This is a genomic window from Rudanella lutea DSM 19387 (assembly GCF_000383955.1).
GTDB classification, from domain to species: Bacteria; Bacteroidota; Bacteroidia; order Cytophagales; family Spirosomataceae; genus Rudanella; species Rudanella lutea.
In genome coordinates this window covers 3,077,630-3,090,339 of sequence record NZ_KB913013.1, presented here as the reverse complement: position 1 = coordinate 3,090,339, position 12,710 = coordinate 3,077,630, and the positions used below count along the sequence as shown (strand labels likewise).

11 protein-coding genes and 1 tRNA gene are annotated in these 12,710 nt (G+C 54.6%); 9 read left to right on the top strand and 3 right to left on the bottom strand.

From position 1 onward, the window contains the following. Positions 1 to 236 precede the first annotated feature (236 nt). The 4 genes from accC to ggt all read left to right on the top strand — a co-directional run bounded on the left by accC (position 237) and on the right by ggt (position 5,746). Positions 237 to 1,733 carry an acetyl-CoA carboxylase biotin carboxylase subunit gene (accC, locus tag RUDLU_RS0112730; RefSeq protein WP_019988773.1) on the top strand — a complete coding sequence of 499 codons (1,497 nt, stop codon included), beginning with the start codon at positions 237 to 239 and terminating at the stop codon, positions 1,731 to 1,733. A gap of 174 nt (positions 1,734 to 1,907) precedes the next feature. After that, positions 1,908 to 3,125, top strand: a complete 1,218-nt coding sequence (locus RUDLU_RS0112725) for a pyridoxal phosphate-dependent aminotransferase (RefSeq protein ID WP_019988772.1) — start codon at positions 1,908 to 1,910, stop codon at positions 3,123 to 3,125. Between the two features lie 115 nt (positions 3,126 to 3,240). Beyond that, entirely contained in the window at positions 3,241 to 3,906 is a 666-nt protein-coding gene (locus tag RUDLU_RS0112720) for a hypothetical protein (protein WP_019988771.1), read from the top strand. A gap of 127 nt (positions 3,907 to 4,033) precedes the next feature. Further along, complete coding sequence (gene ggt / locus RUDLU_RS0112715) at positions 4,034 to 5,746, top strand: gamma-glutamyltransferase (RefSeq protein ID WP_027303007.1); 1,713 nt, start codon at positions 4,034 to 4,036, stop codon at positions 5,744 to 5,746. Positions 5,747 to 5,860: 114 nt separating this feature from the next. On the opposite strand, the gene RUDLU_RS0112710 is transcribed toward ggt, so the two are convergent. Continuing rightward, positions 5,861 to 5,936: transfer RNA gene (locus tag RUDLU_RS0112710), tRNA-Gly, on the bottom strand. A gap of 144 nt (positions 5,937 to 6,080) precedes the next feature. Further along, positions 6,081 to 7,328, bottom strand: a complete 1,248-nt coding sequence (gene rocD, locus RUDLU_RS0112705) for an ornithine--oxo-acid transaminase (RefSeq protein WP_019988769.1) — start codon at positions 7,326 to 7,328, stop codon at positions 6,081 to 6,083. 118 nt (positions 7,329 to 7,446) lie between these two features. Here rocD and RUDLU_RS30020 point away from each other — a divergent pair, with 118 nt between their 5' ends. The 3 genes from RUDLU_RS30020 (at position 7,447) to rpmB (ending at position 9,787) form a co-directional block, all read left to right on the top strand. Then, entirely contained in the window at positions 7,447 to 7,614 is a 168-nt protein-coding gene (locus RUDLU_RS30020; RefSeq protein WP_019988768.1) for a C1orf53 family protein, read from the top strand. 30 nt (positions 7,615 to 7,644) lie between these two features. Beyond that, positions 7,645 to 9,390, top strand: a complete 1,746-nt coding sequence (locus RUDLU_RS0112695; protein ID WP_027303006.1) for a DUF885 family protein — start codon at positions 7,645 to 7,647, stop codon at positions 9,388 to 9,390. Positions 9,391 to 9,526: 136 nt separating this feature from the next. Further along, on the top strand, positions 9,527 to 9,787 hold the full coding sequence (rpmB, locus tag RUDLU_RS0112690; RefSeq protein WP_027303005.1) for a 50S ribosomal protein L28: 261 nt from the start codon (positions 9,527 to 9,529) through the stop codon (positions 9,785 to 9,787). Between the two features lie 125 nt (positions 9,788 to 9,912). On the opposite strand, the gene RUDLU_RS0112685 is transcribed toward rpmB, so the two are convergent. Then, positions 9,913 to 11,178 carry an aspartyl protease family protein gene (locus RUDLU_RS0112685; protein WP_019988765.1) on the bottom strand — a complete coding sequence of 422 codons (1,266 nt, stop codon included), beginning with the start codon at positions 11,176 to 11,178 and terminating at the stop codon, positions 9,913 to 9,915. Positions 11,179 to 11,324: 146 nt separating this feature from the next. Between RUDLU_RS0112685 and tpiA the strand changes: the two genes are divergently transcribed. Both tpiA and RUDLU_RS0112675 read left to right on the top strand, forming a co-directional pair. Then, a complete protein-coding gene (tpiA, locus tag RUDLU_RS0112680) occupies positions 11,325 to 12,089 on the top strand; it encodes a triose-phosphate isomerase (RefSeq protein ID WP_019988764.1) in 765 nt (254 codons plus the stop codon). 57 nt (positions 12,090 to 12,146) lie between these two features. Continuing rightward, a complete protein-coding gene (locus tag RUDLU_RS0112675; protein WP_019988763.1) occupies positions 12,147 to 12,644 on the top strand; it encodes a cupin domain-containing protein in 498 nt (165 codons plus the stop codon). The last annotated feature ends 66 nt before the right edge of the window (positions 12,645 to 12,710 follow it).

The following is a 12,710-nucleotide window of genomic DNA, read 5'->3' as shown; positions in this document are numbered from 1 at the left end:
GCCTGTTATTAAGCGAAATACGGGTGTCGTTAGTTCAATAAGTGCAAAAATACAGGAAATGTTGGCATTGGCCAATTCAACGTCCTAAAATTCAATTTTATGAACATTCCGTACCGTTTGGCTAATTTGCATATTGTACAACGAAGTGGCACTTCGTTGAGCCATTCGGCTACTTTTTCTGTACTTACTTTTCAGGCCTGACGGCCCAACGAAGTGCCACTTCGTTGTACAGACCAATGCCAAGCATCCGTAAACTACTTGTTGCCAATCGGGGCGAAATAGCCCTCCGTATCATGCGCACCTGCCGCGAAATGGGTATCCAAACCGTGGCCATTTATTCCGAAGCCGATCGGCACGCGCTGCACGTCAGGTATGCCGACGAGGCTGTTTGTGTTGGGCCAGCCCCCTCGTCGGAGTCGTACCTGAAAGCCGACACCATTATCGAGGTGTGCCGCCAGTTAGGGGTCGACGCCATTCACCCCGGCTACGGGTTTTTGTCTGAAAATGCCCGATTTGCCCAACTGGTGCGCGAGGCCGGGTTGATCTTTGTGGGGCCTTCGCCCGAAAGTATCGAGGTGATGGGTAGCAAACTGGCCGCCAAAGCCGCCGTGTCGACGTACAATATTCCGATGGTGCCGGGCACGCCTTCGGCTATCTCAGACCGGGCAGAGGCTAAAGTTATTTCGGCGCAGATCGGCTACCCGATTCTGATCAAGGCAAGTGCGGGCGGGGGCGGCAAAGGGATGCGGATTGTAGAGCGCGAAGAAGACTTTGACGAGCAGATGGACCGTGCCGTAAGTGAGGCTATTTCGGCCTTCGGCGACGGATCGGTGTTTATTGAGAAGTATGTGACCTCGCCCCGGCACATCGAGATTCAGGTGCTGGGCGATCAGCACGGCAATATTATTCACCTGTTCGAACGCGAATGCTCGGTGCAACGTCGGCATCAGAAAGTAGTGGAAGAAGCGCCATCGGCTGTATTGACGCCCGAAATCCGGGCCGAAATGGGTCGGTGTGCGGTCGATGTGGCCCGCGCCTGTGGGTACTACGGGGCGGGTACGGTTGAGTTTATCGTCGACGATCAACTGAACTTTTATTTCCTCGAAATGAACACCCGCCTGCAGGTAGAGCACCCCGTAACCGAGCAGATTACGGGCGTGGATCTGGTGAAGCAGATGATTTACATTGCCGAGGGAAAAGAGCTGACTATTAAACAGGAAGACCTCGAAATAAAAGGGCATGCGGTGGAGGTGCGGGTGTATGCCGAAGACCCTACCAACAACTTCCTGCCCGACGTAGGTACGCTGCAAACCTATGTGCGGCCGCAGGGAAATGGCGTGCGTGTGGATGATGGTTTCGAGCAGGGTATGGAGATTCCGATTTATTACGACCCGATGATTGCCAAACTCATCACCTACGGTAACGACCGCACCGAGGCCATCCAGAAAATGATTCGGGCTATCGATGAGTATCAGATTACGGGCGTACAAACGACATTGCCTTTCTGCCAATACGTGATGGAGCACCCAGCCTTTACGTCGGGCAACTTCGATACGCACTTTGTAAACCGGTACTTCACGCCCGACGTACTTAAACCGGCGCCGGATGCTGCTGAGACTCAACTGGCAGCCGTGTTGGCGGCTCAGCTATTTGCCAACCGTAAGCCCGCTGCCACCAACGGAACGGCCGTGACCGAAGCCAAAGTGAGCCGCTGGAAAGCCAACCGGCGGTAGACAGGATACTCGTTGCCGTCGGGTCAGAGGCCCGGCGGTATTTTGGCCCAACGAGAAAGCCCGGCTTGTGGCGTTGTAGAAATTATATTTTGTCAATAATCAGGCCTTTACGATACAATCATAGTATCTTTGCGGTCGATTTGTTGTCAAAATATTAACGTACAATTCACTGTTATGTCTGCAACGCTCAACGCCACCCATCCCTTAGCGGATCGGATCAACGCGCTGGAGGAATCTTCGACGCTGGCGATGACCAAAATGGCCCGTGAGCTGGCTGCTCAGGGTCACGCTGTAATCAGTCTCAGCGTAGGAGAGCCTGATTTCAAAACCCCACAACACATTTGTGATGCGGCCAAAAAAGCCATCGACGATGGTTTCCACGGTTACTCGCCGGTAGCGGGTTACCCCGATCTCCGTAAAGCGATTGCAGACAAGCTGAAACGGGACAACAACATTAACTGGAAACCCGAGAACATTGTGGTATCAACGGGGGCCAAGCACTCACTCGCTAACGTAATCAGCGTGTTGGTGAACCCCGGCGACGAGGTCATCATTTTTGCGCCCTATTGGGTGAGCTACTCCGAAATGGTGAAGCTGGCCGAAGGGCGTTCGGTGGTGATCGACGGAGCCTTTGAGAACGATTTTAAAGTGACTCCCGAGCAACTCGAAGCCGCCATCACCGACCGGACCAAGGTGGTGATGTTTGCATCGCCCAACAACCCAACCGGATCGGTATATTCGGAGGCTGAACTGCGCGCGATTGGGGATGTGATTGCCCGTCACGACAATGTGTATGTGCTCGCTGACGAGATTTACGAATACATCAACTTCACCCCCGAAGGACATTTCAGCATCGGTTCAATCCCCGAAATTGCCGACCGCGTGATTACGGTTAATGGCGTGGCAAAAGGGTTTGCCATGACCGGCTGGCGGATTGGCTACATCGGTGCTGCCAAATGGATTGCCGACGGGGTAGAGAAACTACAGGGTCAGGTAACGTCGGGGACAAACTCGATTGCCCAAAAGGCCACCGTAGCTGCCTTGACGGGTACGATGGAGCCAACCTACGCCATGAACGAAGCTTACAAGCGCCGTCGGGATCTGGTGGTAAAACTGTTGAAAGATATTCCGGGCTTTAAGGTCAACGTGCCTACGGGCGCTTTCTACGCGTTTCCGGACGTGAGTGCGTACTACGGGAAATCGGACGGGACAACAACCATTCAGAACTCGGATGATTTTGCGCTTTGGCTACTCAACAAAGCGTATGTGGCCACGGTAGCGGGCTCTGGCTTTGGTGCGCCTAACTGCCTGCGTATCAGCACAGCAGCTTCCGACGAGAACCTTGTTGAAGCCGTTGGCCGGATCAAGGCTGCGGTTGCCCAGTTGCAATAATTTCAGGCGTGTACACGCATACAGAAGCCCAGCCAATCGGTTGGGCTTTTTTGTTGGGGTTGCATTCCATTGCCCAAAAACCGAAATTGAGGCCCATCCATAAATGTTACAGCCGATGAGAGGCCGAGACCTCGATTTGTACCTGAGCGAAGGGTACTTCCGAATGCAGCAGGACTTGTTTACGTGCCGGTACGTTTTTTTTGAAGACAAACTGTGTCAGGTGTACTGGTTGCGGTTGGTGCTGCCCAACGTGATCTACGGCAAAAGTCAGCTCCGAATTCTGAAAATCAACGGTGGGTTCGAGGTATCTGTAACACCCTTTCGGCTTACGCAGGAGTTGGAAACGCTGTATGCAGACTACAAGGGGGGAATCGATTTCGACGCACCCGAGTCGGTTGAGTCGTGTTTGCTTAATGGATCTGTATTCAATGTGTTCGATACCTACGTAGTGGAGGTGCGCGACGGCGGGAAGCTTATTGCCGCCGGTATTTTCGACAATGGATTGGAGAGTATCGCCGGCATCATGAACTTCTACGACCCGGCCTACCGCAAGCAGAGTCTGGGTAAATTCCTGATGTTGCAGAAGATAGAATATGCCCGTCGGGTTGGCAAAACGTACTACTATCCGGGGTACCTGGCGAAAGACTACCCCAAGTTTAACTACAAGCTATTTGCCTGCGAGCCTGCTACCGAGGTTTTCGACGATTACAACGGGATTTGGTACCCGTTTTCGTGGGAGCGCGTTCAGGGGCTGTCGGGGGATGAATCGGGTATGTTTTAACACCCCTCTCAGGCTTCAGGGTAGAAGAACAGCGCAAATGCCTTGCTGAGAAGGTATCTGTTTTACCCGTATGAAATCCGTTATCACTCTGTCAACTCGCTTGTGTTTGTTGGGGGGCGCTCTGCTCATGCTGGCAGGCGGTAGCCTCGTACCGGTGTCGGCCCAAACACCGGGCAAAGGCGACCGAATCAGTGGTGCCAACTTTGCCACCCGAAGCCCCGTGCTGGGTCGTCACGGCATGGTGGCTACCAGCCATCCGCTGGCTACGCAGATTGGGCTCGATATTCTTAAGCAGGGCGGTACGGCCGTCGATGCGGCTATTGCAGCCAATGCCGCTTTGGGCGTTGTGGAGCCCAATAATGGCGGCATTGGGGGCGATTTGTTTGCCATTGTCTGGTCGGCCAAAGACCGGCGGCTGTATGGGCTCAATGCCAGCGGTCGCTCGCCGATGGGGCTCTCGTACGATAGCCTGCGGGCGCGGCTGGGTGCGCAAAAACAAATTCCGCTGTATGGCCCCCTGTCGGTTTCGGTGCCGGGCACGGTCGATGGGTGGTATGCCCTGCACCAACGCTTTGGTAGAATCCGCATGCCAGCCCTGTTGAAGCCGAGCATCCGGTACGCCCGCGAGGGGGTACCCGTGCCGCAGGTGATTGCCCACTCATGGCAGGTAGCGGCCCGCCGACTAACCGATAATCAGGCTGTAGTGGGTGAGTTTGCGAATTTTCGACAAACATTTCTGGTCGATGGGAACTCTCCGGCAGAGGGGAGTCTGTTTCGGAACCCGCAACTGGCGGCTACCTACGAGGCTATTGCCACCGGGGGGCGCGATGCATTTTACAAGGGTAAGCTGGCTGATGTCATGGACCGGTATGCCCGGAAACATGGCCTGCCTTTACGCAAGGCCGATTTGGTAGCCCACCAAAGCGAGTGGGTCGAGCCGGTTTCGACCAACTACCGGGGCTTCGATGTGCATGAACTACCGCCCAATGGGCAGGGTATTGCCGTGCTGCAAATGCTGAATATTCTGGAGGGCTTTGATCTGAAAGCCCTGAAACACAATAGTGCCGATTATCTGCACGTGCTGGTTGAAGCTAAAAAGCTGGCGTTCGAAGACCGGGCCCGGTACTACGCCGACCCAGCATTTAGTAAGGTGCCGTTGTCGTGGCTGCTTTCCAAAGAATATGCCGCCGAACGGCGAAAGCTCATCAACATGTCGAAGGCTTCCGAACGACTCGATGCGGGCGACCCGGCCCTGCGTACGGGCGATACCGTGTATCTGACCGTGGCCGACGACGAAGGCAACATGGTGTCGTTGATTCAAAGCAATATGCTCGAATTTGGCAGTGGCATGGTACCTGATGGGCTGGGCTTCGTGTTTCATAACCGGGGCACCAGTTTTTCTATGCTGCCGGGCCATGCCAACGTGTACGCGCCCGGCAAACGGCCGTTTAATACCATCATTCCCGGTTTTTTGACCAAGCAGGGGCAACCGATTTTGAGCTTTGGGGTGATGGGCGGAGCCATGCAACCGCAGGGGCATGTGCAGGTGCTCTGTAACCTCATCGACTTCGGCATGAATGTACAGGAAGCGGGCGATGCGGCCCGTTTCAGTCATAGCGGCAGCAGTGAGCCTATCGGTACGGTCATGACCGACGGAGGTCGGGTGGCACTCGAAAGTGGTATTGACAGTCAGGTTCGGGCCGAACTGCAACGGCGTGGGCATCGGTTAGCCGAAACCGACTTCTTTGGCGGCTATCAGGCCATTCGGTTCGATGCCGTCAACCGGGTGTATTGGGGGGCTACCGAAATGCGCAAAGACGGGCAGGCTGCCGGGTATTAGTCGATGATTAGGGCAGAAGTACCGCCAGGTTTTGTCAGACTATCAGACGAAGTATAAACAGCCGATTGGGCACAAAGCAAAAAAGCACCGGGCATGTTTGCCTGATGCTTTCTCTGGAGCGGGAAATGGGTCTCGAACCCACGGCCTGCAGCTTGGGAAGCTGCCGCTCTACCAACTGAGCTACTCCCGCTTGTGGTTGCAAATCTGCAACCCGTTTTTCAAAATGTCAAGTCCATTCGCGCCAAAGAACAAGCTACAAGTAGACCAGCGGGCTTCTGTTTGTGATGCCCAATCCTGTAATCTCGTAAATCCTGTCGAAAAACGAATCCGCTACTCAAAAAGCTAACACCGTTTTCTCGATAATATCGCAGGCCTCGTGCATCTGCTCTTCGGTAATCACGAGGGGGGGCGCAAACCGGATTTTGTCGCCGTGGGTTGGCTTGCAAAGCAGACCATTGTCGCGCAGGCGCAGGCAAAGCTCCCAGGCGGTTTGGTCGCCGAAGGCTGGCCGTGAGGCAATCACAATCGCGTTGAGCAGGCCTTTACCCCGCACAAGGGTAATCAGATCGGATTTGGCGCGGAGGGCATTCATCCGGTCCCGGAAGATTTGCCCCATCGCTTCGGCGTTTTCGGCCAATTGTTCGTCCTGCACTACCTGAAGCGCTGCCATCGTAACGGCGCAGGCCAACGGGTTGCCCCCGTAGGTGCTGCCGTGCTCACCCGGCTTGAGGGTTAGCATCACCTCGTCGTTGGCCAGTACGGCCGATACGGGCATGGTTCCGCCCGACAGGGCTTTACCCAGCACCAGCAGGTCGGGTTTTACGCCTTCGTGGTCGCAGGCGAGTTGGCGGCCGGTGCGGCCAATGCCGGTCTGTACTTCATCGGCAATGAACAGCACCTTGTAGCGGGTACACAACGCGCGCACCCCACGCAGGTAGCCCTCGTCGGGCACTACCACGCCCGCTTCGCCCTGAATCGGCTCGACCATGAAACCCGCAATGTTCGGGTCGGTTTGAAAAAGGCTTTCCAGAGCAGGCAGGTCATTGTAGGGCACTTGCAGATAGCCGGTGAGCAGAGGGCCAAAATCGTTGGTGCTACTGGCGTCGTTGGAGGAGGAGATAGCCGCAATGGTACGCCCCCAGAAGTTCCCCTCGGCAAACACGACCTTAGCTGCATTTTGCGGAATACCCTTCACTTTGTACGCCCATTTGCGGGTTAGTTTCAGGGCGGTTTCGCCCCCTTCCACGCCCGCGTTCATCATCAGTACCTTGTCGTAGCCAAAATATTCGCAGAGAAACTTCTCGCACACGCCCAGCTGATCGTTATAAAACGCACGAGAAGTGAGTGTGAGCCGACCGGCCTGCTCCATCATGGCGCCAATAATGCGCGGATGGCAGTGCCCCTGGCTAACCGCACTGTAGGCCGACAAAAAATCGTAATACCGATTTCCCTCGACATCCCAGACAAAGACACCCTCACCCCGCGACAGGACCACCGGGAGTGGGTGATAGTTGTGAGCGCCATAACGTTCTTCGCGATCAATGGCCTGCTGGCTGAGTGATGTGGACAGGGTAGTTTCCATGAATTTACGATTAAAATTAAGGCCTTAAAGTGGCTCAATTTTACTTTTTGACAACCATATAGCCTAACAAAGGGTTGCCATCAAAATTACAATCTATTTTAGCAACCCCCAATTTCTAATGTCCACCCGCCAGAAGAAGCGAACAGTTCCGGGCCTCAAGGACGAGGATTACTATTATACGCCCGAGGGTTTTCTGGTTTTTACGGCCGCTTATCACCTTAAGCGGGGTTACTGCTGCAAAAACGGCTGCCGACACTGCCCCTATGGGTTTAAAAAAACAGCCTAATTTTAGGAGTCATTTCTGATTCCTAAACGTATGGCTATTCGTTTGCTTCTTAGTGGGGTGCTGTGTCTTGCCACCCTTCTTCCCAGTTTCGCTCAGGCTGTCTCTTCGCTGTATCGCCAAACGAGCGACATGCACCACCTCATGACGCAGTATGCCGCTGATAAGGGGAGCCTGAGCCGGTTTTACACCGTTGAGAACTCCCCCGAACGCCGGGAGCGGTTTGAGCGGCTCACCACCGATTATCTGCAACAACTCGATCGTGTTGATTTCGATAAAATGCCCGTGGGTAGTCAGGTTGATTACCTACTGTTTCGCCGGAGTCTGCTGGTCGAGCAGGCTGAGCTGGCTAAAGAGGCCGCCGAGGTAGGTCAGATTAAGCCCTGGTTTCCGTTTGCTGAGGGGATCTACGCGCTCGAAAAAGTACGTCGGCGTGGAGCATCGCTCAATAGTGAGCAGGTAGCCGCCGATTTGGCGAAGCTGGCCCGGCAAATCGGCGAAACGCGCGCAACAGTCGAGAAGGCAGGACCCATGTCGGCAGCCCTTGCCCAACGGGCCGAAGGAACCGCTCAGGGGCTTCGCTCGGCTCTGAAAAGTGTGTTTGAGTTCTACAACCAGTACGATCCGCAGTTTACGTGGTGGATACCTGCTCCCTACGAGCGTGCCGATAGCCTGTTGGGAGCTTATGCGCGTTTCTTTGCCCAGAAGGCTAAAGCCGCTACGCCCCCGGCCAACGACGGCAGCGGCATTGTTGGTACGCCCGTTGGTCGCGACGAGATTGTGCGACAGCTGGCCTTTGAGTACATCGCTTACTCGCCCGAAGATCTGATCGAAATTGCGAACCGGGAGTTTGCCTGGTGCGACCGTGAGCTACTCCGGGCGTCGCGCGACATGGGTTTCGGCGACAACTGGAAAGCCGCTCAGGAAAAAGTCAAAAACAGCGCGGTACCAGTTGGGAAACAACCCGAAATGATTCTGCGGCTCTACGATGAGTCCATCGCGTTTCTGAAAAACAAAGACCTCATTACCATTCCGCCCATTGCCGAGGAAACCTGGCGGATGATGATGATGTCGGCCGAGCGGCAACGGTTCAGCCCGTTTTTTCTGGGGGGCGAGACACTGCTGATTTCGTACCCGACGGCCGCTATGAGTCAGGAAGAGAAGCTGATGAGTATGCGCGGCAATAACCCCCATTTTTCGCGCTCGACCGTACACCACGAGCTGATTGCAGGCCATCATTTACAGGGTTTCATGAACAACCGCTACAAAACATACCGGCGCTTCCGCACGCCGTTCTGGACTGAGGGCTGGGCGTTGTATTGGGAGATGATTCTGTGGGACATGAACTTCCCGCAGTCGCCCGAAGACCGTATTGGTATGTTGTTCTGGCGGATGCACCGCTGTGCCCGTATCATTTTCTCGCTCAATTACCATTTGGGCAAGTGGACACCCCAACAGTGCATCGATTTCCTTGTCGATCGGGTAGGGCACGAGCGGGCCAATGCTGAGGGGGAGGTGCGCCGTTCATTTGTGGGAGGCTATGAGCCCCTGTATCAGTTGGCGTACATGACAGGCGGGTTTCAGTTCTACGCCCTCAAGAAAGAGCTGGTCGACAGTGGTAAAATGACCTACAAGCAGTTTCATGATGCGGTGATGCAGGAAAATTCGCTACCGGTCGAAATGCTTCGGGCTATTCTGACCGGGCAACCGCTCAACCGCAGCCATAAAGCGAACTGGAAGTTTTACGGCGACATAAACAGCGGGGACAAAAGACGGTGATTTACGGGTCAACGGCTGCCCGGATGCTGCCTAACGTCCAGCATTCCAACGTCTTTTTCGTTTTATACAGCCTTGAGTTGCAGATTATCAGGAAATTCACCATCTTTGCGCCCTCAAAAGGAAAATAGCAACGGTCATGGCCAGAGTTTGTCAATTAACAGGTAAGCGCACGCGTGTAGGGAACAATGTCTCACACGCCAACAATAAAACGAAGCGTAAATTTTTCCCGAATCTCCAGAAGAAGCGTTTCTACATGGAGTCGACGGGCGAGTGGATTACCATGAAGGTAGCCACCTCTGCTATCAAGACGATCAACAAAAATGGTGTTGAAGCCACCCTGCTGAAGGCTGCCGAGCGCGGTACGCTTTCGGGCCGGATTGTTGTTTCGCCGAAGTAATCAGGTAGTACCAGCCTCCGATTGCTGGTTTTCCTGTTGTAGAAAACGCCAGATGCCCGGCATTGAGCGCCTGCCTGTAAACCTTACAGATGAGCGCCCAGTGCCGAGCATCCGGCGTTTTTAATTTAAATAACGCGCTTCAAGACAAACTGAGCCAGCGCAATGTGCCCTTTTCGGCGCACTACCATCGTTACTTCTTTGCCCTCGCCCCGCTGCAAGAGCTTGTAGATATCGCTGATGCTCATGTTGTGGGCCGCCGTGTTGTTGATTAGCAACAACTCGTCGCCCTCAACCAGTCCGGCCAAGTCGGCCGGTGATCCTTCAATAATCCGACCGATGTAGTAATTCTGAAAGCTCTCGCCCCGCGCTTTGAGCTCCAGGCCGCTCATGTCGTGCTCAAACGTTTCCTTCATAATTCGCCGGATCGGCTTCATCACGATAAACCCATCGCGGTAGTTGAAGGTAATTTTAAATCGTCGGAGGAGTTCGCAGCCCACGTTGCCTACACGCTCGGGTGAGTTGGTCAGTTTAGTGCCAAACGCCACACTGTCGGGAAACGAAGCCAGAATATTGTCGAGCTCATAGCGGCCAAAGCGTACTTTGGGTAACCGGCCCATACTGCCGTTGATCACGCCGTTTAGCCCGCGGCCCAGCTGCGCCCGGATAATGCGGTCGGGGAGGGGCAGGTTTTCGGGGTTGCGCGTACGGTCGAGGAGCAGGGCGTGCCCCGCGCCCGTGTCCAGAATGACCCGCAAGGGTGTCACCCGGTTGCCCTCCACGAGCGTCATGGCATCGGTGTATGGCTTGGTATCCTGAATGGTAATGGGGTATTTCTCGCCATGCCGCTGCCGATAGCGGTATTTATCGGGCCGGGTGAGGGTGATCTCGTGCAGCTGAAAATCGATGGTGACCACAAACGTATTGAACAGGTCGTATCCGAATATGCCGTGAATCGGCACGCCTACGTATTCCGAAAGTTTCAGCACATCTTCATCAAGCACGACAATGTTATGGCGATTGGCCCGTAGGTAGCCAATACTGAGCTGATTGTCGATGGCTACCGAAGCCGTCAGATTGCCACCCTCGCCTGCTCCGGCAAGTTTAACCTTACGCGTAAACCGAAGCTTCTGGTTTCGGATGGCTTTCGGATCGGTTACGATGGTGCTGCTGACGCCCGTATCCAGAATAAAGCGTAGCGTGTCGGAATTATTGATCCGGATCGGGATAATAATCAGGTTGGAGTGAAGCTGAAACGGAATGCGGGCCCAGCTACGGTTTCCCGCCAAAAAAAAGCCAAACCGATCTTTATCGGGTACGTGTTTGTCGGGGGTAGCCTGTACCGAGCTACCGAGACAAAACAGCCAACCCATGACCAGTAAAAGCACTTTCATAACTGTTTGTATTACATGGGAAATTTACTAAAAAATAGCCTATTAATGCAGAATGTTTCGACGAACGGTGTATTTGTGCCAAAACCCGGTGTGCAGTGGGTGAAATCCACTAATTTCGCCCGCGGAATTCAAACATTATCAAGAATATGCGGAAGCGAATAGTTGCTGGTAACTGGAAAATGAATAAGACCTACGAAGAGGCTGTAGCGCTGGTTTCGGAGGTTGTAAACATGGTAAAAGACGAGGTGACCGGGAATACCGAGGTGGTGCTTTGCCCGCCCTTTGTGTACCTGACCACCCTGAAACAATATATCCCGGCCGGGGGGCGTATTTCGCTGGGCGCGCAGAACTGCCACGAAAAAGCCTCAGGTGCTTATACGGGCGAAGTGGCCGCGTCGATGTTGCAGTCGATCGGGGTTGAGTACGTCATTCTGGGGCACAGCGAGCGCCGGGAGTATTTTGGCGAAACTAACGCACAGTTGGCCGCTAAGGTTGATGCAGCCCTGGCCAACGGCCTGAAGCCTATTTTCTGCTGTGGTGAGTCGCTCGATATGCGCGAAAACGGTGATTATATCGGTTTTGTGAAAGCGCAAATCACCGAGAGCCTGTTTCACCTGAGCGCCGAGCAGTTTGCCAACATTGTGATTGCCTACGAGCCGATCTGGGCAATCGGTACGGGCCTGACGGCTTCGTCGCAGCAGGCGCAGGATATGCACCTAGCCTTGCGCCAACACCTGGCGAGTCAGTATGGTGAAGAGGTAGCCCAGAATACCTCTATTCTGTACGGCGGTAGCGCCAACGCTCAAAATGCGGCCGAGTTGTTTTCGCAACCCGATGTAGATGGCGGCCTGATTGGCGGTGCCTCACTGAAGTCGCGCGATTTCACGACGGTGGTAAAGGCGAATAACTAACGTATAAAAGGCCGGCTTGCCGGTTGGTGAATGAGTGCCGTTTGTGGCTCCTTTCTTATGACTGCACACGATTTTGTTCAGGCTTACCACATGCAGCCGCACCCCGAAGGGGGCTACTTTGCGGAGACCTACCGCTCGGCAGAAACCATAGCGCACGAGGCTCTGCCCGCCCGGTTTACGGGGGGGCGGGCGTTCAGTACGGCTATTTACTTTTTGCTGGAGAGGCACCATCGGTCGGCGCTGCACCGGATTCAGGCCGATGAGGTATGGCATTTTTACGCCGGTGGCCCGCTGAACGTGTACGTCATCGACCCGGCCGGGGCTTTGTCGGTGATCCGACTGGGAAACAACCCGGCTGCGGGCGAGGTGTTTCAGGCGGTGGTACCGGCCGGTTGCTGGTTCGGGTCGAAACCGGCCGAGGGCGTTTCTTTCTCGCTTGTAGGTTGTACCGTAGCACCGGGCTTTGACTTTGCCGACTTCGAGATGGCCGAGCGGACCGACTTGCTCCGGCATTATCCGCAACACCGCGAGGTAATCGAATTACTAACCGATTAAGCAAACAAAACGAGCAGCCTCAGGCTGCTCGTTTTGTTTGGAACCGATAGGGCGACAAACCCCGAA